We start from the raw sequence: 20756 nt of genomic DNA on the forward strand, positions 1-20756 counted from the left end.
AAACTATGACAACCATTAACAGTTTATCGGGAGGAAAAACAAGCTCTTATTTGGCATCTAACTATAAAGCTGATGTAGATATGTTCGCTATGGTTTGCATTGACAATCACAATGCAGCAGGATGGCTTAGATACAATAAAAAACTTCTTCAGTATGCCAATGATAAGCTTGAAAAATTTATTCCTGAATACGGAGAATTTAGGGCTACAGCTGAAGACCCGATAATTATTCAGACCATGATGGATTTAGAACAGAAAATTGGCAGAAATATAACTTGGGTACGTGGTATTTCTTATGATGTTCTAATCAATAAAATGGGTTTCATACCAAATCAGATTAAAAGCTTCTGTACAACAAAAATGAAGCTTGAACCAATTTTTGAAGAATGCTACCTGAATTATGGTACGGACATAGAAATGAGACTTGGAATCCGATATGATGAACCTGACAGGCTTGAAGATATTGGCACGTCTTTTAAATTTCCTGTATCATGTAATCTTTATGGTCAGTGCAGGCAGAACCACCAAGAAATAGAATGGAGAAAATTGTCATTTCCTCTTGAAGAAGATAAAATAATGCATCCGCATGTAGTTCAATATTGGAAAGATCATAATGATGTGGTTTTTGCTGATGACAGCAACTGTCAGATGTGCTTTTGGAAAAATGAACAACAGCTGAGAAAAAACTTTGATAAGAATCCTGCTGTAATGAGTTGGGCAGGAGTTGCCGAAGATATTCAGGGGAGCACATTCAAAAAGGATATAAGCATACTTGATATTAAAAAACTTGGACTACAGCTCGATTTTAATTTCGGAACTGGAGCTGAAAACTGTAAGTCAGGCTACTGCGGAGGATAAAATATAAACTACTTAAACTTAAAAAAATGAAAAATCTTTTCAATGAAACAAAAATCAACAAATTAAAATGGAAGCTCTATCACAAATGGGATAGTTTCGTAAGATTTATTACTCTCAGATCATATTTTTATGACCTATTGCAAACCTATGTAGTAGAAGAGATTATGATAACTTCTGTTGCAGTTAGACACATTGATAATCCTCGTGTAATAATCGATTTTTATGAATCAATTATCATCCCAGTCGTAGGAAGCTATTTAATGATAGGTGTGTATGAAAATAAAAAATATTATAAAGTAAAGCATGTTGTGTACAACAATGGAATGGGGGCAAGCGTCTATGTCGCAGATGTGAAAAATATTGAAAATAAGCCATTTTTAATTTAATCATTAACCTTAAAATATTATAAAATGAAAATTACTTTTTACAAATATCTAGAAAGCATATATAATTTTGAAACTGCACCTTTTTTATTTGGTACTTTTATCTTTCTTATAATTTTAGTGCTAGTCCGAAATGAATTTCAGGCACAAAAAACTAATGAAATATTTGAAAATTGTCAGCTTAAAATTGCCAAAATCACTGATAATATTGGGAACTTCCATTTTAAAATAGTTATTTCCGAAAATAATGGAGCTGATTTTTTAGAGTTTCAGGAATATCTTAACGCTAAGTCATACAGTTTAGGCCCTCTTTTCTCATACAGCCATAAAGAATTTAAATCTATTTGTTCTTCTTTTGATACTCTAGAGGATGCTGTAAATGAATTATATAATTTTAAAGATAGATTTGGCCAGTCTTCCTTTGAAAATAAAGTCGAATTGCAATAACTCAAAAAGATAAATGAAAAGAATTAAAAAATACATCGAAAAACAGATTTACGAATTTTTAATTATGCCTAAGATATGGCAGTTAGTATGCATTATTTTCACTGTGGTTCTTATCTATCTTTTTGTTGATCTGTACAAAATCAAGGCAGAAATAAGAAAAGTTCAGGCAGAGCGTGATAAACTTGAACGTTGGCCATTCTAATTTTAGCAAACTAAAGCATTAACTTTTAGTTTCCTTTTATACTTTTAATTAACATGAGAAACCGACCGTAATTTGTATATATTTATAACTTTGTAAGATAATATAACCAAATTTATTTATATATGTCACACTCCGTATTAGTAAAAGTTACAAGTGAAGAAATTCCTGGAATAAAGTATTTTTTGTATATCAACTCTGATGAAGAAGGGGGATTAACAACATTGTCTGAAGATGATGCAAATAAGCTTGCACAAATTTTAAATGGATATCCTGATACATTTAGCGAAGTAGAAGTTTTAGCTCGAACTAAAGAAGAAGTTATCTTGCTTGATTTTAAAGAATCAAAAGGCGATAATGATGCATTCGATTTTCCTAATGTATTTGAAGAATGCGAAAACCTTCAAGATTTGCTTGAGGATAATTTTACAGATCAGATTCAGGGTATTAGTCTGGATGAAACTAGAAGACAACTAGATAAAAACAATTAAAAATCAAAACCTCTTTTTAAAGAGGTTTTTTTTATAAAAATATTTGTTTTTAATATATGTATTGTGTATCTTTACACAATACAGATAGACCCGTTCAAATAAATACTAACCAACCATGATTAAAACTTTTAAAAGCAAGGCGTTAAAAAAGCTTTGGAGAGATAATGACAGCAGTAAAATTAACAATGCACATCTGACTAGAGTAGAAGAAGTTTTAACCATAATAGATGGTTTAGATGAAGTGCCAAGAGATTTAGGTTTTTATTCCAGCCTTAGACCTCACGAATTAAAAGGAAAACAAAAAGGAGTATGGAGCCTTGATATTTCTGGGAATTATAGAATAACATTTAAATTTGAAAGAGGCAATGCGTATGATTTAGATTATTTAGATACTCATTGAAATTAAAAAATTAAAAATAATCACAAATAAAAAGGTTCATTTGAATATAGAATTAAACATTGATTTGACATTTAGGCATTCATATTATAAAATGCCTGAATGTTAGATCATTTGCTGTATAAGAATAATTATGATTTTTATACATTATATATATAACTTATAAAATATTTACTTACAATCACAACAGACACACGTATTATGGAAATTAAGATGAGAAACGTTCACCCAGGTTCTATTTTAAAAATGGAGCTTGTCGAAGGTAGAAACTTAACGGTAAGCAAAATTGCCGAACTGCTTCTAACTACTCGTTCAAATATGTCCAATATTATTAACGGAAAAGCTTCTATAACGCCAAATATGGCTTTAAAGCTTGAAAGAGTATTTGGGGGTAGCGCAAAACATTTTTTAAATCTTCAGTTAAATTACGACTTAAGAAATGCAACAAAAGATTTTGAAGAAAATCCTCCAAAGATAAGTTATTATGACTTTGCTTAATCTAAATAAATCAAGTATAAAATGGAGATAATTAATTATGAATCTATATTTTATATAGAAAAAGACAAGGAATTTAAACTCGTTGAGAATTTTACATATACAATTCAAACAAAAGGAGTTTCCTTAATTGGATCATTGATAGATTTTGAAAAAATATTACAGGAAAGCATTGTTGAAAACGACAATGGAACTATGGATATACTAGAGAAGATTAAACTAGAGTATGGAACATTTTTGTTTGAAATTTCTAATGTAGAGAAACTTAAAAATTTTGAAAATAATGGAAAAAGTTATTTCAATTTTTCGAGATTAAATATCAAACCGGTATAGTTAAATATATTTTATTGAACGATGGAGTTATGGAAAAAAACATTGAGAACTTTAAGAATGATATTCTATTTAAAAAAATTAATATTCGTGTTTATTCAAGTGGATTTATTTTGAATGAAGGCTCAGGATTAGAAACATCTCTTTTGTCTGTCTTAAATACCCCACCAGAACCTGACTTTGATAGTGAAAACTATAATTGCGATACTTACAATGAACAAGGTGTTCTAAATAAAACACCTATTGCTGATTTATTTAGAAATGAAATTTATTTGCAATTTGAATTTGGAAAAGACATCAAGTTATTTGACTTTATTACACCTAATTTGTTTTATTCAAATAGTGACATAGGAAATTCCTTTATTGATGTACTAAAAAAAACGGAGATGATTTTTATTGTTTATGAAAGGATTTGGGTAGATCAAAATACTCTAGAATTTGAGTTATTAATGGGGGAGACTTGTAATAAAAGAAAAATGAGAGAAAGGTTCTTAGGAACATACAAATTTGACTAAATCTCCATTATGTGAAAAGACATTTTGTTAGATGATAAAAACTAAAAGTATGATACATTATTATTTAAACATAAAATCCCAAAATAAAGAATTAGACACATCGTGGTATGCTAGCTCTATATCTTTTAAAACAAATATTCAAATCAATTTGAATGAAAAGGTTTTGTTTGATAGTACACAAGAAGATTGGCAAACAGAACTTGCTAATGATTACCAAACAAGATTATTTAAAGTAATTGATAAGATTATAAGGGTTCATAATATGAATGGAGATTTATTAAATGAACCGTTTGTTGATCTTTTTTTAGAGCCTATTTATTTAAATGATACAATAATCACAGTAGCAGAACCTTTAGATGAAAAATTAATTTTTGAGCTACCTACTAGAATATTTAATGTTTTAAAAAATAATGACATAAATTCACTTGAAGAACTTCGGGACTATAGAAAATCTGAATTGAGAAAATTTAAAAATTTAGGACAAACAAGCTTTAATTTTTTAGTAGATTTTTGTACTAAAAATAATATTCCATTAAGTAAATAAAATGTAGAATATAAATTTACTCAAATGAAACTTTTCTAGAAAACCAATAATTTATTTATCATGTTACATACACTGACACTAACAACACCTAAAAGAGTATTAGGCGAAAGTGGCTTTTTACAGCTTACTAATAAATAATTAATAACGTGAAAAGCTATTCCGGATCTTTTCTTCAGGAATACAAAATAACGTGAAAACGAGAACCAGGAACAAGCTGCAGAAATGCAAAATAACGTGAAAACTATAAAAAATAATAAAATATGAATACCAATCTATTAGTAATATTTCTTTCTTTATTTATAATCGGACTAATTTTATCTGTAATTCTTATAAGTTATTTATCAAATAAAAGATGGAAGTATTTTAAAACACTTAAATTTAAAACGGCAAAATTTTCAGACAATATTGGTAATGATTATTTTGTAATTGTTGGAAAAAATAAAGATGGTAATTTTTTAGAATTGTCAAAATTTCCAGTGGTTAGATTTAAAATTGCTTTAACAAGAGAAAATTCTATGTTTCAAAATATAATGTGTAAAGGTTTAGAAGCTTTTTATTTAGAAACCGCAGCACAAAAATTTCTAAACAAAGAAGATGTAGAAATAGAATTAAAAAAATTTTTAATTAGAATTGGACAAACACAATATAAGAGCGAGATTACCACTTTTGAAGAGGAAGAAATAAAGGAAGTTTATACCATAACAAATGAACAGTTGCAAGGATTATTTAATCAAGGAGAACCTAATCAGACGATTTTAAAACATTGGTTTCCTGATGTAATTTTTTTTAAAAAATAGTACAAGCTTTATTAAATTTTATAATAGACTAAATAATTAAAAGATGAAAAGACCGACATTATTTAAACCGACACAAAAAGATTTAGAGAGGGTTGCTAATGTAATTTCTGAAAGCCTATCAATTCAAAAAGTTGTAGTGGCAGGAGATAAAAAAGTTCGTGGGAAAATTGAACAAAAACCGTATAAATAATTATGACAACAGATAAATATATCAACGATAATAAAACAGAAACTTTTAAAAAAGGCGACAAAGTTATAATGCATTCTTGTCATGAAGCAACATTTGAAAAATATAAAGACAAAGTTTGGATTTGTGCGACATCTAGTTTTTTAGATAAAGGCAAACAGGATGTTGTTTTTCTTGAAGATTTTAGTGGGTATTTTTTATCAAAATATCTAAAAATTTGTAATTCAACTGGAATGAGTTTTGTACTCTTGAATCAACGCTCTGGCTTAATCAATGTTATTGATATGGGAGAAAGTTATACAAAAATGAAGCTTTAAAAAGCTTCGAGTTGATAGTTAAAAAGGTAATAATATTATCAATATTAAGAATATTGGCTGAGCCATTTTTCTACTCCAGCTTTTATCATTCCCACATCATGTTTTGGATAGTTTTTTTTCAAATACTCAAAGAATTCCGCCTTAGTATTACCAGTTTCCCATTCAAAAACACTAAGATAAAACATTGGCCACTTTTTAGTATGTTGCATAAAATCATATATTGCAAAATAGGGTAATCCGGAGTATAATGAATTATCAATGAGTTCATCATAGAAAGATTTTGTAAAAGCTTTTTTCATTTCTCTAATAATGTAATAATTGATATGATGCCTACTTCCTTCGCGAATTGCTACTGCAAGTACATACATACATTTACCTTGAAAAAAGGTATAAAGATAATTACGAAATTCCTCTTCCATAATATCACAGATGTCCTGGCTGTAAAATGCATATTCTTGTTTGAATAGTTCTAGTGAAAAATTATAGGGATGCTTCTTTTCTATAAACTCAATTATTTCCATTTCTAAGGTAATAATCTTTTCAAGAGAAGGATTTTCTATAAGTCCCGGAACAGTTTTTATATATTTTGGTTTTGAAAACAAATCAAAAAAGTTGCTTTTAAAAAAAAGAGTTTTTCTTTCAAAAGTTAGCTGTACATACAAAGGATGTGTCATGATGTTGCCTAATGGAACTTGTTTCAGCTTTTCGTTGAAGTAGGTTTTATAACTTATTTTTGATGGTTTGCGCATTCTTTTTTTATAAGAGATTTTAACAATATGCTTGTTTAATTTTAAATTAGCCAATAAATTCATGTTATTTTTTTTGCAAGCTTTCTAGAGTTTTCTTTATTTTTAAAACTGTATTTTTCGAACAATCTGATAGTTTGGCAATATCCTCTATTGTATGATTAGTTTTTTTATTAATGTAATTTATTACTCCTGGATATTTTGCAAGAAATTTTTCAGGAGTTTCATTTGTATTTTTCTCTCTTCCTTTATATATCCCTTTTGCTTTTGCTATAGCTATCCCTTCTTTCTGTCTTTCTAACATTGTTTCCCTTTCCATCTCGCTGACATTAGCCAGTACACTAACAATTAGTTTAAATGTTGGAGATTCTTTGCCACCCAATAGGCTTTCCAAACCTAAATTGTCTACTTTAAGACAAATATTAAATGTATGAAGTTTATTTATGGTTTCTAAAATATCTAAGGTATTTCGACCTAATCGGTCTATGCTCGAGATACTAATGTATGTGATATTTTTCCCTGGTATATCTGCTAAAAGTTTTAGTCCTTCAGGGCGCAAAGAAAATGGAACCGCACCGCTTATTTTATCTATGTAAAGTAATTCATTATTATATTGTTTGGCCAATTGCCGTTCTATATTTTGCGATAATGTTGAAACCCTAATGTAACGTGCTTTCATAATTTTAATAGTTCATTTTTAGGATAGGTGTTTTTGATATATACTAAAGCTTTAAAAATCGTTATTCAAAGATAATTTATATAATCCAAAAATAGAGTATAGTCTAAAATTAAACTTTATAGTTAAAAATATTAACACTAATATAAAATAGTTAAAAATATTTATATATTTACACTTTAATATTAAATCAATTTTTATGAAAAAAAAATTAGTTTCATTTGTTTCGTTCTTTCTTATTTCATTTACCCTTTTTGCCCAATCTGGAAAAGTGATTAAAATTAAAGATGGAGATACCATCGTAGTTCTTGATACCAATAAAAATCAAATAACTCTTAGGTTAGCAGAAGTTGACTGTCCTGAATCAAGTCAGGATTTCGGAAAGAAAGCAAAATCATTTACTGCAGAACAGGTTGCATTAAAAATAGTAAATTATAAAGTAACAGGAACTGACCGTTATGGAAGAAGTATTGCCAAGGTTTATTATGACAATAAATATCTTTCTGCTGAAATTATTAAAAATGGTTTTGGTTGGCACTATAAAAAGTTTTCTAAATCTGATGATTTAAGAAAGTTAGAGCTTTCTGCCAGATCAAAAAAAATTGGCTTGTGGTCGGATAAAAATTGTAAAGCTCCGTGGGAGTATAGAAATGATATGAAAGTTAAGTTTTAGTTTTTTTTCCCTTTGGTTCAAAAATTCGACTTCGGAGAATTTCTTTCCTCTTCAAGAGGTAAATTTTAATTTTAAATATGAATTACGTACGAGTGTTAGAATAAACCAAAGGGAATAAAAACGAATGTTTTTTTTTAGCATTAACGGAGTATAATAATCGTTGTTTTTGTAAATAAGCTGTATCTTTGAATAGTAGAAAAATCAAAAGGATGAATAATTTACAATTTGCTTCAGCAACACTATTAGAAAAATTTAGAAATAATAATTCATGCAGTTTAATTCCTGAAAATAGAGCTTGTAAAATTATGGATTTCCAAAATTATAAAATTGTAATTATTGCAAGCTGTTCTTCTGGTGCTGATGGTGTTAAATGGGTTACAGCTTATAAAGTTGTTCCAAAGGATATATATAAAGATAGTGTTTATACCTACGATGAACATGTCAAAGCAATTATCGAGGGAACTATTGAAAGAGGATATACAGGTATTGAAATAATAACCAAAAAAGGGAAAATGGTTATAAGTGGAGAAGCATTCACTATTAAGCCGGTTCAAATATTAGAATCTCAGCAATTATCATTATTTAACTAACAATATTTATAAGAACTAACATGAAAAATATTATTACTAATAATACAAAAGTATTTAGATTATTTGGAAAATCAGCTAACATTGAAGAAGTTCAGGAAGTTCCTGAATTGCCAATCGGTTGTAAGATTTATTGTTATGGCTATGCAATGAGTGAAAGTATTGGTGCAGTCATTTCTCCAAAAAATGAGTTTGGTCAGTACAAATGTGTTTATATTTCAGATTTTAATAGTGGCTTCTTTACAGTAGATGAATATTCTAGACCTCATTCTAAAAAATTTGGAATTGGAAATTATTTTGATGATAATTTTGAAATCTTCGATGATTCGGTATTGGAAGAATATATTATGAAAGCTGAAATTTCTGTAAACATTCAAAATCACTTAGAAAGTGAAAAAGCAACCTCAGACAAACTGGAATTAGATAGTTTGCCAGGATTATATCCATATTTAATTATTAATCCTCAGGGAGATCATAAAATCACTAAGAACAATTTGATTGCTGAATTAAAAAAGAACTTCCCTAAGGTTAAATTTTCAATTAAAAAAACAAATTATAGCACCTACAATATTTCTTGGATTGATGGACCTTCTGAAACCAAAGTAGAGGAAATTGCTGAAAAATTTGAAGGTTATGAAACAGATCAAACAGGAGACTATCGAGATTACAACCCTTCAAATTTCAACAAAATATTTGGAGATTTCAAATATGTCTTTTATTCAAGAAAAGCAAGTGAGACTGTTGCTAAATGTAAAGAAAAGTTAAGTGAATTAATTGGAACGAATAGCAACAATTATAAAAGTGAAACGGGAGACATATTTTATAGAACTTTTAGAAATACGTCTTTCCCATTTGATATAAATGGTATTTCTATACAAATGAAGAATAATTATTCTGGAAGCTTTACAGATTCATTTGAATTTGTTTTTGATAAAGATGTAGAATTTACTCCTGATGTTTACTTGGTTGATTATAGTGATAAAGCCATTGCAGTATTTGGCAATACTAAAGAGATTAAAGAAAAACTAAAAGAACTAGGAGGAAAGTTCAACACCTATCTTACCTATAATGATGTTAAACAAGCAGGATGGATATTCTCTAAAAAGAAAGAATCTGAATTAAAAAAATTCCTGAACCAAAGGGAATAAAAACTGAAGTTTTTTTTACTCAATAACGGAGTATAATAATCGTTAAATATAAACATTAACCTTATCTTTATATAAGAAAATAAAAGTATAAAACTATGAAAAATTTAAACTTTCCTAATTATCAAGAAGAAGTATCAATTGTAAATATCACACCTTCAAGTATGTTAAAGGGATTTGAATCATTATTTGAGGACGATCAATTTAATGAAATGACAATTGAAGAAAAATTATTGATTCTCGTATTAGACAGGGACGGATATTTTTTTTCGAAAATTAAACCTTTACCTAGTTTCTTAATTCTTCTAAAAAAGCATGGAATTTTTGTTGAAGCATTTGTATTTTATAATGAAAAAGCTAGAATTTACGCATGTTTCCTGAAAACTTTCATTGAAAACTCTGAGATTAAAAACTACAAAGAACTTTATAATAAATAATTAAAAATATTAATATAATTTGCATCATAGTTAAAAATTTTAATATATTTGAAAAAAATTATTTTAATGGAAAAACAAGTAGTAATATTCGAGGTTCTTAAGTTTTTTGCGGTTTTATTGTTCTTAGGCTGTTTTTTTATAGCAGCCAAAAAAGCAAAAGTAATTATAAATGGTATGTACGAAATCTTAAACGAAAATAAGATTGAGTTAGAAGATAAATACCGAAAGAAGTTATCAGCCAGAGTGGTTAAAAATCAGATTTCATTTAAACCTTTTGAAAAAGAAAAATTGAGAAAGTTTCTCAACAACGAAATATTTGATTCAAAAGAATTCAAATTAAACATTAAGCAAAAAGTCATTGTATAATTAAAAATTAAACATCATGAATGTAGCATTAAAAATAATATTAGGGATTTTAAAATTTGGTTTTAAATTTTTCATCATTGTAGTTAAACTAATGTTTGCATTCATGATGAATGTTAAGTAATAAATAGTTGGTTTTTTTCGTTTTTTTTTATTTTTTGGTAGTAAACCCTTATTATGATAATTAGTAAGGGTTTTATTTATTACGTACGTTTTACGTACGTTTTTTTGTATATTTGTAAAGCTAATCAATTAAAAATAAATACAATGTCTACAAAAACAGTTAAATCAGAACCAGTAAATGTTAATGTTACAACTTTCCGTGATAAACTTAAAGATTATCTCGAAGTTGCAGAGAATGAGATATTAATTGTAAATGGAAAGAATGGTAAAAGATATATTGTTGCACCAATAAAAGATGCTGAAGAAAACCTTAGTAAAACTATTACTCAGATTAATTCTAAAATCAAAAAATAAAGAATGGAAAATATAAAAAGCAGTTTATTGCCAAAGGTTCAGTACACTACTGAACTGGCTACTAATTTACCCGATTCGGCTCAATTCCCCCAAAGATTATATTCATTTCTTGAAAAGGCGAGGAACGATGATAATAATCCATTAACAATTCACGCCCTAAGAGTTATTTTAGTTTTAATTTCGATAGTTAAAAAAGACCAGGTGTTTTCTACTCAACAGCTTGATCTATTCGATGAAGATTGGTATGCAACTGATAAAGCTTCTCATGATCAGGTTCAGTTTTTCTTAAAGCTAAAAGATTTAATACCGCAAGGTTCCAAAAATTATGACTACGCAAAAGAAGGATTAAAATTTCTTCTAAAATTTGTAACTGAAGAAAAACTTATCATTAAAGGAAAAGAAGTTGAACTTCATAGTTCTGTTATAAGTAATCTTGTTTTTAATGATGGAGATAAAGGAGCTAAATTCTATATGCATCAATATTGGTATAGGATTTTTATTGATATTAGTAAAGGATATAATCGTATAGCCACAAATTCTATTTTTAATATTTCTTCCTTACACGCTTATTTGTTTTATCTTTTTCTTACTACTCTTAGGAGATCTAAACAGGATGCAGGGAGCTGTGAAATGCGTATGGATACCATAAATGAAAGATTCAATACAAATTATAAGTACTGGTCGAAAATTAAAGAAAAGATTTTAGACCCTGTAAAAACTTCATTGGATGCTAATTCTGAACTCTCTTTCAATTACAGCTGGCCGGTTGAAGGGAACAAGATTACAATTGTTGCTTACGAAACTGCAAAAATTGCTCCTGAGCTTAAATCTGACATCGATTATCGCATTGATAAAGCCGTAAGATATAAAAAGTCAAAGCATTCTTTAAATGATATTCAAGTTGGTCAATTGACAGGGATTTATAAAAAGTATAGCTATGATACAGTAACCGCAGCTATTTCTCGAAAGAAAGAATTACAAAACTTAAAGAGTGACACATATCTAAAGAAATTACAAGAAATTTTATATGGATACATTGAACATAAGCATAAAAAACAATTGGCAACAACAGCCTAAAAAAAAGTATTTATTTCGGGAAGAAAGAAGTATTTATTTTGGGAAGAATAATTTTTTAATCTTTTGATAAACAATGCTTTTAGTTGGTAATTATAAATTTTTATTATTTTTTAATCGAACAAATAGCGCTACTAGAATGTGTTTCGACTTGAAAAGTATTTTTTTCGGGAAGCATTTTAGAAATAAATACACAAAAAGTATTTTTTTCGGGAAAAAAAGTACCTATTAGGGGAAGAAAGTAGTATTTTTTTTGGGAAATTTAGTGAGCTTAAGCCTAGCAAAATAAGAAAATTACCAAAAATCTTCAAAAAAATTGAAACTTAAATCGACGTGTAGTAGCAAAAATACTGCTGATTTCAGTGAAAAGTACCTATTAGGGGAAGAAAAAGTACCTAGTAGGGGAAGAGAAGTACCTAGTAGGGGAAGAAAAAGTACCTAATAGGGGAAATGAAAGTGTAAAAAAAGTATTTTTTTCGGGAAAATATAAGCCGTAAAGCCTTATTTTATAAGGCATTAAGTTTTTCATGTTCTCTTTTTATGTCGTCGGCTAAAAACTATATAAAAACTAAAAAATAAATTAAAAATATTAATAAGGATATAAAAAAATCAAGAAAAATGATTTTTTTAAGACCTTTTATTTGCTTCGCAAAATTGGATTCTAAAATGAACCAAAGGGAAATAAGAATTTTTGTACTTCCCTTAGGTTTTCAATTTTAAAAAATTAATAAATATGCATTTTTTAAAAAAAGTATTTATTTCGGGAAATTTGAATAAAGTACTGCCATTTCTGGTATTATTTGGTTTTTCAAATGATTGTATTTCCCAAAAAAAAGAAGTTTCCGCTTCTGAGAAAATTGAACAATATATAAATTTATCATCAACTCCTTCAGATCTGAAAAAAATTGAAATTTTTGAGAACGATTTTCCAGAGATATTTAAATATTATCCAAATATAAATCCCATTAATCCAAAAGTTAAACCTGGACTTTCATCTGGCTTTAGTTCTAAACGTCTTCATCCTTTAGAAGGAGATTTAAAAGCTCATAATGGTGTTGATATTGTTGCAAAAGAAAATACACCTGTCTATGCTTCTGCCAACGGAAAAGTTATTAAAAGTAAATTCTTTAATGGTAAAGCCGGACATTCTGTGGAATTAAGTCATAAGTATGGATTTAAGACACGTTATTTTCATTTGAACCTATTTATTGTTAAAACTGGAGAAACTGTTTTAAAAGGTCAGATAATAGGTTATTTAGGAAATACTGGAGGTTCAACTGGTTATCATTTGCATTATGAAATTTTAAAAAATGGTAAATATATTAATCCAAAAAAATTTCTGCACATTGGAGAATGATCTTGAAATATTATTTAGAAAAGCTGCTTCCCTTCAGGAAGAAATGAGATTAATTTTTAAAAGAAATAATTTAAAAAGTACGCAGCTAAAATATTTATCTAAAGCTGAGTTTGATCAATGGATGAATTTACATAATGAGAGTATTATTTTAACGAAAAAAATTTCAAAATTAATTAGTCAAAAAGCTTAGATTAACAGAGTATAATAATCGTTAAATGGTTGTTTTTTTGTATCTTTGAAAGATAATATTTTACTGGATTATGGAAGAAGAACAAGATGAAATAATTTACCCAGCTGTTAAATTTACTTTTAGCATTTCTGACGATAATAAAAAATATATTGATCAAGTCGTTTATACTAATGTTGTTAAGGGCCAGTTAAAATACCGTTTTAGTGATGCTATTTTTGAAGGCATTGAGCTTCTGAAATTTAAAAATCCTAATATTCCTGAAAGAGATAATAAAATTAGCATAAGAACCAACAAAGGAGCGGGCAAAAAAATTTCCATAAAGAGCGGATTGAAAACCTCTATTTTAGCACCTTATTTAGTTTGCGAATGGGTTGAAAATTATATTTGTTTTAGAATTAAAGAGGATAAACTTTATTCAAGAACATATTTTATAAATGATATTGTAAAGACTCTCAAAAAAGACTACAAAAACAAGATTTTAGTAATTCCCGAATCATAATTTATCCAGGTTATTTTTTTGCTTTCTTATGTTTTTAAAAAAGATTTTTTATAGAAAAAAACTATAAAAAATCGAATGGATTAAATTTTATCTGTCATTTATGTAGCACCTATAAATTAACCAAAGGGAATAAAAACCGTTCTGTTTTTTTAATCTTAACGGAGTATAATAATCGATAATTAAGTGATTTAGCCGTATCTTTGAATAGAACAAAAAAGCAAAGGAAATGGCAAAAAGAGAATATAAAAATCTTTCAAAAGATGAAAAATTAAAAGAAATTAAAGAAACATTTATTGCTAGAGCTGAGCAGGAAGCATATTCAAAATATATTTCTGCTTTAGAAAATGATGATACTAAAACTATTAATTACTTTGAATCTTTTGGAGATGATCTTCGTAAAATAATTAGTAATTACAGATGTTTTAATCAAAATTTATTGTTTGGATTTGAAACAAAAACTTATAATGAAAGTGGATGGATGGAACGACCAGTATTTTTTGAAAAGGAAGAAATTTTAATCTATGTACACAAAAATGGTTGGAAAGAAAAAAACTTTATTGAAGTAGCAAAAGGAAAAAACGGAAAATGGACTAATGGAATTTGGGCTCAATCAAATACTGGAGGAAATGTTGACGGAATTAGTGTTTGGGGAGAAATCCATGATACTAAAGAATTAGCTATAGTTGGAGCTTGCCATAGAATAATTAAGTTTCATGAAGATAAAAGTTGGAATGGAAGTGATAAAGTTATCTATTTAGCTTTAGAATTTATTGAAACTATTTTAGGAAGAAGACCAGTACAATTATCTTTATTTTAATTAAAAAAACCTCCCGAATTGAGAGGTTTAATTTAGAGATTATTTTTTTTCTGCTTCCATTTCCTTTTTATAGTAGGCAAGTTCATCTTTTAAGTTAGCAACGTTCATTCTGAAAATGTCTTTGTTTTTCTCTTTTTGTGCTTTTTTAGCTATATGATTAATCATGCTGTATTTTACACTGTCTTTTTCATAAAGCTCTTGAACCAATGGAAGAACTTCTTTTTCGAAATTTTCTTTTTCAATGTTCTTTTTTGCAACTGCTGATTTAATTGTTTTAAGATTGTCTTTTTCAGAAACTTCTTTTTTACAAGAAACAAAGCTGATAACTAGGACAAAACAAATAAGTAATTTTAAATTTTTCATAGGTTAAATATTTATATTAAATTTTGACAAATATATTAAAAATTTTAATTACTTTTGAAATGTGTTAAAAATATTAACTGTCGAAAAAATAAAAAAAAACTTATATTTGCGCAAAATTCCGCGAATATATAAACTTAACCCCAAATAAATAATATTAATAAATAAAATTAAACAAAATGAAAAAAATTGTAAGAATACTTGGTGTAACACTTTCTTTAATAGTTTTAGCTTCTTGCTCAAAAGATGATGATAACAACCCTGATACTGGAGTAACTGAATCTAATTTAAAAGGCACTTATGCATACACTTCTGTAAGTGTACAGGAAGCTGTTGATTTAAATGGCGATGGAGTAAAAAACAATGACCTTAAAAAAGAAGGTTATAAAATTTGTACACTGGATAATTTAATAGAGATCACGGAAAAAAACTATTCTTTTGTTTTACAAGGGACTCAATGTTCAAGTTCAGAAACTCCAATTGTTTTTACATACAAACTTGACAAAGACAAAAAAACAATAACATTGCTGCTTGATGGACAAAATGCAGGAGAACTTACTAATATTGAATTTTTTGATTTCAATGGTACTAAAACTTATCAATATCAATCTTATGATGCTGATTTAAAACAAAATGTAGTATACGGCATGACTGCAACTAAATAATTTGTTCCACGATTATTAATGAGAAAGAGATACCCCTAAAAAGGTATCTTTTTTTTTCTTATATAATGCCTAATTCGTAATGATAAATCTTTAGCTTTTTAAAATCTTTATTGATCTAATTGTTTTCTAATTTTTAAGTATAAAAAAAGAGGTGTATTAAACACCTCTTTTTTATTTGTTAAAATTAAATTATTATTGGAAATCTGATTCACTATTTGTCCAATTTCCTGTGTAAGTATTACTATAACCATTACTGTCTGTTACAACTAAAGTATATGGTTTATTATTATGCTCCCAGTATTCTGACAATTCCCAACCCTGGTGTTTTATTTGTATATAACCTGAGAAGTTGTGAACGAAATTAGTAATAACATAAGTTCTTAATGTATTACTGTGATTACTATCAGCTACGGTAAGTTTAATATCTGCAATTGTTGCTCCTGAATTTAATTGTGAAGAGAATGACAACATATAGTCATAATCACGATCGCAAGAACCACCACCACAATTGTAAGCACCACCAGTTCTCATTGCCGTTCTAATATTAGTAAGGACAGGTTTTTGGTATGATTCAATATTAATTGTTAAAGTTTTAGTCTGTAACGTTACTTTATTACGGACAGTAAGAACAACTACTATATTTCCTTGAGATGTTGGTACTAAATCTCTTGAAAAATTACCAACTGCAACAGGATAGTAAGTAAGTGCTGTTAAATTAGTACCACCACTTCTTAGTGTTCCAGTTCCTTGAACGAAATTATACATAATCTCGTAATCTGTTCCTGAAGGAACAACTTCAGATAATTCTAAAGATAAAGGAAGAGCTGTACCAACTGTTGTAATGTTACTTTGTGCACCTCCACTAAATAGGAAATCTGCATTTTTTACATCAAGCATAATTGTACTTGATTTCATTAAACCATTACTGTTTTTTACTTCTACTAATAAATAAACTCTACCAAAAGTTGTAGCCTTAAATACAATTGGTGTTGAATTTAGACCGATAGGCTGATAAGAGCCTAAAGAAACTGGATTACCACCATTTGTAATTGTACCATTTCCAACAGTTCCTGAATCGAATGAATATTTTACTTCATAAGAAATAGAATTGTCAGGAATTAACTGACTTAAGAATACAGAAAGATCTTTTGTTTGATTTACAAATAACGAACCATCTCCAGTTGTAGATAATGTGAAATCATTATTAATGAATGTAACCGAAACAACTGACTTTTTACTAGAATTAATTTGATTTGTAACTGTAAATTCTAAATCATGTTTTCCTGCTTTTGTTCCTTTATAAGAACCAGTTGATGCACCTTCAACAAAAGGAATTACTTGGCCAGCAGTATATTCTACTCCATTGTATGTAAATGTACCCGTACTACTGGTAGTGAAAGTCATGTTATATGTATCGCTTGAACCTCCAGTCTGTGTAAGGTTGAAATTTACATTAACTGATGTATTAACCACCTGATCATTGTTTGCTCTATTAGCATTAAATGTAAATTCTGATGGATTTACCACGACAGTAATTGTTTCAGTTTTCTCAACTAAAGTTGTTTTATTTCTAACCGTAAATAAAACTTTAACTGTACCTACTGTAGTTCCCACAAAAGTTCTATTGAATGATCCAACGTTAACACTTTGCCACTGATTTGCAGTCATGGTTAAAGCACCATTTTTAATCTCAGCATCTCCTTGAGCTAAAGCATATTTTATTTCATAATCAGTACCTGAAGGAGCAGTTTCTGTAATATCAAATGTAATTGGATTTGAACCATTCACATAGATTGAACTGTACTGTGTTGCTCCAGAGAAAGTATAAGAAATTGCTTTAACCTCAAATGTTAATTGAGAAGTATGAACTATTCCGTTACTGTCTTTTACTTCAACTACAACATTTACTTTTCCTGCTGCAGTACCATTAAACACTAAATTACTAGTACCTTTTGAAATAGCCTGGTATGTACCAAATGGTACTGCTGTACCTCCTTGAGAAATAGTACCATTACCTACAGAACCTGATGCAATAGTGTATTTAACTTGATATCCGATTGAATTATCAGGAGAATTTTGAGATAAGAAAACATTAAAATCTTTACTCTCACTGATATTTAATGACCCGTCGCCTGATGTAGATAAAGCAAAATCATTGTTTACATAAGTTAATTTAACAGTTGCATTTTTAGTTTTTGCATCTTGATTTACAACCGTGAACATGATATCATGCGCACCGCCGGTTGTTCCAACATATTTACCATTAGAAGAACCAACATGGAATGGAATTACCTGACCAGCAGTATATGTAACATTATCATATTCAAAAGTTCCTGTTCCTGAAGTTGTGAATGTCATAGTATAACTATCAGCTCCACCTCCAATTTGGTTTACATTAAAATTAACGTTAACAGGTGTTTTAGTAATTTCATTGTTACTTGTTCCTGTAGCTGTAAATGTATAATCAGAAGGAGATACAACAACTTGTATTACTTGCGTTTTCTCAACTAAAGTAACCTTGTTTCTAACAGTGAATAATACTTTTATTGTTCCTGCAGTAGTACCTACAAAAGTTCTGTTGAATGAACCAACATTTACTCCTTCCCACTGGTTTACAGTCATTGGTCTTGCACCATTTCTAATTTCAGCATTACCTTGCTGTAATTCATACTTAATTTCATAATCAGTACCAGATGTAGCTGTTTCTGTAATATCAAAAGTTAATGGAGTATTAGCTCCTAAATTAATAGTATTTGCTTGTGAAGCTCCAGTAAAATTATAAGAAATGGCTCTTACATTAAAGTTAAGATTCGTAGAATGTGTAATACCATTGCTGTCTTTTACTTCAGCGATTATAATTACATTACCCTCTGCTGTACCGTTAAATACAAATTCACTTGTTCCTTTTGAAATTGTTTGGAATGTTCCGTAAGGTACTGCAATCCCACCTTTCGTAATTGTTCCATTTCCAACAGAACCTGAACCGATAGTATACTTAACCTCGTAAGAAATCGAATTATCTGTAGTTTGTTGAGATAAGAATAAATTAAACGTCTTGGCAGCGTTTATATTTAAAGTTCCATCCCCTGAACTTGATAATGTAAAATCATTTATCGTATAATTTAACTTAACCGTTGAATTCTTAGATTTTGCATCTTGATTTGTAACTGTGAAAATAATATCATGCGCACCGCCGGTTGTTCCAATATATTGACCATTAAATGATCCTTTTGTCACAGGAATAACTTCTCCTGGTGTATAAGTAGTTCCGTTGTAAACGAAAGTACCAGTTCCTGAAGTTGTAAATGTCATGTTATAAGTATCATTTCCACCACCAGTCTGATTTACATTAAAGTTAATATTTACTGGTGTTCTTGTGATTTGGTTATTATTAGTTCCAGTAGCAGTGAACGTATAATCAGATGGATTTACTACAATTGTAATTAATTGAGTTTTTTCCACTAATGATGTTTTGTTACGTACCGTAAACAATACTTTAACCGTACCAACTGCAGTACCCACAAATGATCTGTTGAATGAACCAGTGCTTACACTTTCCCATTGATTAGCTAATGAAAGATTAGCACCATTTTTAATCTGGCCGTTACCTTCTGTAAATTCATATTTCATTTCATAGTTTGTTCCTGATGGAGCAGTTTCTGAAATATCAAAGTTTATATTAGTTGAACCAGTTACAAACATACTATTATCCTGTGATGCACCTGAAAATGTATAAGAAATTCCTTTTACATTAAAGTTTAATACAGTAGTATGAGAAATTCCATTGCTGTCCTTTACTTCAGCATTGATTATAACAGCTCCCTCTGCAGTACCGTTAAATACAAATTCACTTGTTCCTTTAGTAATCGGTTGGAATGTACCTAAGGTTATTGGTGTTCCTGATTTTGTTATAGTTCCATTTCCTACAGAACCTGCACCAATGGTATATTTCACTTCGTAAGAAATAGTATTGTCTGCAGTCTGCTGAGACAAGAACAGATTGAAAGCTTTAGAAGCATTTACATTTAGAGAACCGTCCCCTGAACTAGACAATGTGAAATCATTGTTGATGTAAGTCAGTTTTACAGTAGCTGATTTTGTTTTAGCATCCTGGTTTGTAACTGTGAACACGATATCATGCGCACCGCCGGTTGTTCCGATGTACTGGCCGTTCGAAGAACCTTTTGTTACAGGAATAACTTCTCCCGCAGTATAAGTAGTTCCGTTGTAAACGAAAGTACCAGTTCCTGAAGTTGTGTATGTCATTCCGTAAGTATCAGCTCCACCGCCAATCTGGTTAACATTGAAATTAACGTTAACTGGAGTTTTAGTGATCTGGTTGTTTGCAGTTCCAGTAGCATTGAATGTAAAGTCAGAAGCAGTAACTACAACCGTAACAGCCTGAGTTTTCTCAACCAAAGTTGTTTTGTTTCTAACAGTAAACAATACTTTTATTGTTCCAACAGCAGTTCCGACAAAAGTTCTATTGAATGAACCAGTGCTTACACTTTCCCATTGGTTAGCCAATACAGTATTCGCACCGTTTTTGATCTGGCCGTTACCTTCTGTAAAAGCATATTTCATTTCATAGTTTGTTCCTGAAGGAGCAGTTTCTGAAATATCAAAATTCAGATTTGTAGAAGCTGTAACGAAAATTGAATTATCCTGAGGAGCGCCAGTAAAAGTGTAAGCGATGCCTTTTACATCAAAATTCAATACAGTTGAATGTGT

The 20756-nt window shown here is 29.0% G+C and carries 29 protein-coding genes; 25 read left to right on the forward strand and 4 right to left on the reverse strand.

Features of this window, described 5'->3' with window-relative positions:
- Positions 1-5: 5 nt before the first annotated feature.
- The 13 genes from K6T82_RS23890 to K6T82_RS23950 all read left to right on the forward strand — a co-directional run bounded on the left by K6T82_RS23890 (position 6) and on the right by K6T82_RS23950 (position 5959).
- A complete protein-coding gene (locus tag K6T82_RS23890; RefSeq protein WP_223711515.1) occupies positions 6-857 on the forward strand; it encodes a hypothetical protein in 852 nt (283 codons plus the stop codon).
- A gap of 26 nt (positions 858-883) precedes the next feature.
- Complete coding sequence (locus tag K6T82_RS23895; RefSeq protein ID WP_223711517.1) at positions 884-1243, forward strand: hypothetical protein; 360 nt, start codon at positions 884-886, stop codon at positions 1241-1243.
- 24 nt (positions 1244-1267) lie between these two features.
- Complete coding sequence (locus K6T82_RS23900; RefSeq protein ID WP_223711519.1) at positions 1268-1687, forward strand: hypothetical protein; 420 nt, start codon at positions 1268-1270, stop codon at positions 1685-1687.
- 13 nt (positions 1688-1700) lie between these two features.
- Positions 1701-1889 carry a hypothetical protein gene (locus K6T82_RS23905; protein WP_223711521.1) on the forward strand — a complete coding sequence of 63 codons (189 nt, stop codon included), beginning with the start codon at positions 1701-1703 and terminating at the stop codon, positions 1887-1889.
- A gap of 122 nt (positions 1890-2011) precedes the next feature.
- Positions 2012-2377, forward strand: a complete 366-nt coding sequence (locus tag K6T82_RS23910; protein WP_223711523.1) for a hypothetical protein — start codon at positions 2012-2014, stop codon at positions 2375-2377.
- Positions 2378-2492: 115 nt separating this feature from the next.
- A complete protein-coding gene (locus K6T82_RS23915; protein WP_223711525.1) occupies positions 2493-2777 on the forward strand; it encodes a type II toxin-antitoxin system RelE/ParE family toxin in 285 nt (94 codons plus the stop codon).
- A 198-nt stretch (positions 2778-2975) separates the two neighbouring features.
- Entirely contained in the window at positions 2976-3272 is a 297-nt protein-coding gene (locus K6T82_RS23920; protein ID WP_223711527.1) for a HigA family addiction module antitoxin, read from the forward strand.
- Positions 3273-3293: 21 nt separating this feature from the next.
- Complete coding sequence (locus K6T82_RS23925) at positions 3294-3602, forward strand: hypothetical protein (protein WP_223711529.1); 309 nt, start codon at positions 3294-3296, stop codon at positions 3600-3602.
- A 29-nt stretch (positions 3603-3631) separates the two neighbouring features.
- Entirely contained in the window at positions 3632-4114 is a 483-nt protein-coding gene (locus K6T82_RS23930) for a hypothetical protein (RefSeq protein ID WP_223711531.1), read from the forward strand.
- A 49-nt stretch (positions 4115-4163) separates the two neighbouring features.
- Positions 4164-4658 (forward strand): DNA-directed RNA polymerase subunit alpha C-terminal domain-containing protein, encoded by a 495-nt coding sequence (locus K6T82_RS23935; protein ID WP_223711532.1) that lies wholly within the window; start codon positions 4164-4166, stop codon positions 4656-4658.
- Between the two features lie 260 nt (positions 4659-4918).
- The gene (locus K6T82_RS23940; protein WP_223711533.1) at positions 4919-5455 is read left to right on the forward strand and encodes a hypothetical protein; all 537 of its coding nucleotides are present in this window, start codon (positions 4919-4921) and stop codon (positions 5453-5455) included.
- A gap of 43 nt (positions 5456-5498) precedes the next feature.
- Complete coding sequence (locus tag K6T82_RS23945; protein ID WP_223711534.1) at positions 5499-5645, forward strand: hypothetical protein; 147 nt, start codon at positions 5499-5501, stop codon at positions 5643-5645.
- A gap of 2 nt (positions 5646-5647) precedes the next feature.
- Complete coding sequence (locus K6T82_RS23950; RefSeq protein ID WP_223711535.1) at positions 5648-5959, forward strand: hypothetical protein; 312 nt, start codon at positions 5648-5650, stop codon at positions 5957-5959.
- A 44-nt stretch (positions 5960-6003) separates the two neighbouring features.
- Here K6T82_RS23950 and K6T82_RS23955 read toward each other — a convergent pair whose 3' ends face one another.
- A complete protein-coding gene (locus tag K6T82_RS23955) occupies positions 6004-6771 on the reverse strand; it encodes a hypothetical protein (protein WP_223711536.1) in 768 nt (255 codons plus the stop codon).
- Between the two features lies 1 nt (position 6772).
- Complete coding sequence (locus K6T82_RS23960; RefSeq protein WP_223711537.1) at positions 6773-7384, reverse strand: recombinase family protein; 612 nt, start codon at positions 7382-7384, stop codon at positions 6773-6775.
- 196 nt (positions 7385-7580) lie between these two features.
- Between K6T82_RS23960 and K6T82_RS23965 the strand changes: the two genes are divergently transcribed.
- The 11 genes from K6T82_RS23965 to K6T82_RS24015 all read left to right on the forward strand — a co-directional run bounded on the left by K6T82_RS23965 (position 7581) and on the right by K6T82_RS24015 (position 15000).
- Positions 7581-8054, forward strand: a complete 474-nt coding sequence (locus K6T82_RS23965; RefSeq protein ID WP_223711538.1) for a thermonuclease family protein — start codon at positions 7581-7583, stop codon at positions 8052-8054.
- A gap of 209 nt (positions 8055-8263) precedes the next feature.
- Positions 8264-8644 carry a hypothetical protein gene (locus K6T82_RS23970; RefSeq protein ID WP_223711540.1) on the forward strand — a complete coding sequence of 127 codons (381 nt, stop codon included), beginning with the start codon at positions 8264-8266 and terminating at the stop codon, positions 8642-8644.
- A gap of 20 nt (positions 8645-8664) precedes the next feature.
- On the forward strand, positions 8665-9789 hold the full coding sequence (locus tag K6T82_RS23975) for an LPD29 domain-containing protein (RefSeq protein WP_223711542.1): 1125 nt from the start codon (positions 8665-8667) through the stop codon (positions 9787-9789).
- 95 nt (positions 9790-9884) lie between these two features.
- Entirely contained in the window at positions 9885-10223 is a 339-nt protein-coding gene (locus K6T82_RS23980) for a hypothetical protein (RefSeq protein ID WP_223711544.1), read from the forward strand.
- 66 nt (positions 10224-10289) lie between these two features.
- On the forward strand, positions 10290-10589 hold the full coding sequence (locus tag K6T82_RS23985) for a hypothetical protein (RefSeq protein ID WP_223711546.1): 300 nt from the start codon (positions 10290-10292) through the stop codon (positions 10587-10589).
- 264 nt (positions 10590-10853) lie between these two features.
- Positions 10854-11063, forward strand: a complete 210-nt coding sequence (locus K6T82_RS23990; RefSeq protein WP_223711548.1) for a hypothetical protein — start codon at positions 10854-10856, stop codon at positions 11061-11063.
- A gap of 3 nt (positions 11064-11066) precedes the next feature.
- Positions 11067-12140: a RepB family plasmid replication initiator protein gene (locus tag K6T82_RS23995; RefSeq protein ID WP_223711550.1), complete on the forward strand. Its 1074-nt coding sequence runs from the start codon at positions 11067-11069 to the stop codon at positions 12138-12140.
- Positions 12141-12870: 730 nt separating this feature from the next.
- Positions 12871-13494, forward strand: a complete 624-nt coding sequence (locus K6T82_RS24000) for a M23 family metallopeptidase (RefSeq protein ID WP_223711553.1) — start codon at positions 12871-12873, stop codon at positions 13492-13494.
- A complete protein-coding gene (locus K6T82_RS24005; RefSeq protein ID WP_223711556.1) occupies positions 13484-13684 on the forward strand; it encodes a hypothetical protein in 201 nt (66 codons plus the stop codon). The genes K6T82_RS24000 and K6T82_RS24005 overlap by 11 nt, the downstream gene beginning before the upstream one ends.
- 70 nt (positions 13685-13754) lie before the next feature.
- Entirely contained in the window at positions 13755-14183 is a 429-nt protein-coding gene (locus K6T82_RS24010) for a hypothetical protein (protein ID WP_223711558.1), read from the forward strand.
- A 226-nt stretch (positions 14184-14409) separates the two neighbouring features.
- Positions 14410-15000: a hypothetical protein gene (locus K6T82_RS24015; protein ID WP_223711560.1), complete on the forward strand. Its 591-nt coding sequence runs from the start codon at positions 14410-14412 to the stop codon at positions 14998-15000.
- 39 nt (positions 15001-15039) lie between these two features.
- Here the strand turns inward: K6T82_RS24015 and K6T82_RS24020 are convergent, their stop codons facing one another.
- Positions 15040-15363: a hypothetical protein gene (locus tag K6T82_RS24020; RefSeq protein WP_223711562.1), complete on the reverse strand. Its 324-nt coding sequence runs from the start codon at positions 15361-15363 to the stop codon at positions 15040-15042.
- Between the two features lie 176 nt (positions 15364-15539).
- Between K6T82_RS24020 and K6T82_RS24025 the strand changes: the two genes are divergently transcribed.
- Complete coding sequence (locus K6T82_RS24025; RefSeq protein ID WP_223711563.1) at positions 15540-16025, forward strand: hypothetical protein; 486 nt, start codon at positions 15540-15542, stop codon at positions 16023-16025.
- A gap of 192 nt (positions 16026-16217) precedes the next feature.
- On the opposite strand, the gene K6T82_RS24030 is transcribed toward K6T82_RS24025, so the two are convergent.
- The coding region (locus K6T82_RS24030; protein WP_223711564.1) for a beta strand repeat-containing protein at positions 16218-20756 on the reverse strand (4539 nt) is incomplete at its 5' end.

This window comes from Flavobacterium potami (assembly GCF_020026915.1).
Classification (GTDB): Bacteria; Bacteroidota; Bacteroidia; order Flavobacteriales; family Flavobacteriaceae; genus Flavobacterium; species Flavobacterium potami.

Bases quoted from the DNA above. Each gene is read 5' to 3' on its own strand.
- K6T82_RS23890 (WP_223711515.1), top strand. From the start codon at position 6: ATGACAACCATTAACAGTTTATCGGGAGGAAAAACAAGCTCTTATTTG.
- K6T82_RS23895 (WP_223711517.1), top strand. From the start codon at position 884: ATGAAAAATCTTTTCAATGAAACAAAAATCAACAAATTAAAATGGAAG.
- K6T82_RS23900 (WP_223711519.1), top strand. From the start codon at position 1,268: ATGAAAATTACTTTTTACAAATATCTAGAAAGCATATATAATTTTGAA.
- K6T82_RS23905 (WP_223711521.1), top strand. From the start codon at position 1,701: ATGAAAAGAATTAAAAAATACATCGAAAAACAGATTTACGAATTTTTA.
- K6T82_RS23910 (WP_223711523.1), top strand. From the start codon at position 2,012: ATGTCACACTCCGTATTAGTAAAAGTTACAAGTGAAGAAATTCCTGGA.
- K6T82_RS23915 (WP_223711525.1), top strand. From the start codon at position 2,493: ATGATTAAAACTTTTAAAAGCAAGGCGTTAAAAAAGCTTTGGAGAGAT.
- K6T82_RS23920 (WP_223711527.1), top strand. From the start codon at position 2,976: ATGGAAATTAAGATGAGAAACGTTCACCCAGGTTCTATTTTAAAAATG.
- K6T82_RS23925 (WP_223711529.1), top strand. From the start codon at position 3,294: ATGGAGATAATTAATTATGAATCTATATTTTATATAGAAAAAGACAAG.
- K6T82_RS23930 (WP_223711531.1), top strand. From the start codon at position 3,632: ATGGAAAAAAACATTGAGAACTTTAAGAATGATATTCTATTTAAAAAA.
- K6T82_RS23935 (WP_223711532.1), top strand. From the start codon at position 4,164: ATGATACATTATTATTTAAACATAAAATCCCAAAATAAAGAATTAGAC.
- K6T82_RS23940 (WP_223711533.1), top strand. From the start codon at position 4,919: ATGAATACCAATCTATTAGTAATATTTCTTTCTTTATTTATAATCGGA.
- K6T82_RS23945 (WP_223711534.1), top strand. From the start codon at position 5,499: ATGAAAAGACCGACATTATTTAAACCGACACAAAAAGATTTAGAGAGG.
- K6T82_RS23950 (WP_223711535.1), top strand. From the start codon at position 5,648: ATGACAACAGATAAATATATCAACGATAATAAAACAGAAACTTTTAAA.
- K6T82_RS23955 (WP_223711536.1), bottom strand. From the start codon at position 6,771: ATGAATTTATTGGCTAATTTAAAATTAAACAAGCATATTGTTAAAATC.
- K6T82_RS23960 (WP_223711537.1), bottom strand. From the start codon at position 7,384: ATGAAAGCACGTTACATTAGGGTTTCAACATTATCGCAAAATATAGAA.
- K6T82_RS23965 (WP_223711538.1), top strand. From the start codon at position 7,581: ATGAAAAAAAAATTAGTTTCATTTGTTTCGTTCTTTCTTATTTCATTT.
- K6T82_RS23970 (WP_223711540.1), top strand. From the start codon at position 8,264: ATGAATAATTTACAATTTGCTTCAGCAACACTATTAGAAAAATTTAGA.
- K6T82_RS23975 (WP_223711542.1), top strand. From the start codon at position 8,665: ATGAAAAATATTATTACTAATAATACAAAAGTATTTAGATTATTTGGA.
- K6T82_RS23980 (WP_223711544.1), top strand. From the start codon at position 9,885: ATGAAAAATTTAAACTTTCCTAATTATCAAGAAGAAGTATCAATTGTA.
- K6T82_RS23985 (WP_223711546.1), top strand. From the start codon at position 10,290: ATGGAAAAACAAGTAGTAATATTCGAGGTTCTTAAGTTTTTTGCGGTT.
- K6T82_RS23990 (WP_223711548.1), top strand. From the start codon at position 10,854: ATGTCTACAAAAACAGTTAAATCAGAACCAGTAAATGTTAATGTTACA.
- K6T82_RS23995 (WP_223711550.1), top strand. From the start codon at position 11,067: ATGGAAAATATAAAAAGCAGTTTATTGCCAAAGGTTCAGTACACTACT.
- K6T82_RS24000 (WP_223711553.1), top strand. From the start codon at position 12,871: ATGCATTTTTTAAAAAAAGTATTTATTTCGGGAAATTTGAATAAAGTA.
- K6T82_RS24010 (WP_223711558.1), top strand. From the start codon at position 13,755: ATGGAAGAAGAACAAGATGAAATAATTTACCCAGCTGTTAAATTTACT.
- K6T82_RS24015 (WP_223711560.1), top strand. From the start codon at position 14,410: ATGGCAAAAAGAGAATATAAAAATCTTTCAAAAGATGAAAAATTAAAA.
- K6T82_RS24020 (WP_223711562.1), bottom strand. From the start codon at position 15,363: ATGAAAAATTTAAAATTACTTATTTGTTTTGTCCTAGTTATCAGCTTT.
- K6T82_RS24025 (WP_223711563.1), top strand. From the start codon at position 15,540: ATGAAAAAAATTGTAAGAATACTTGGTGTAACACTTTCTTTAATAGTT.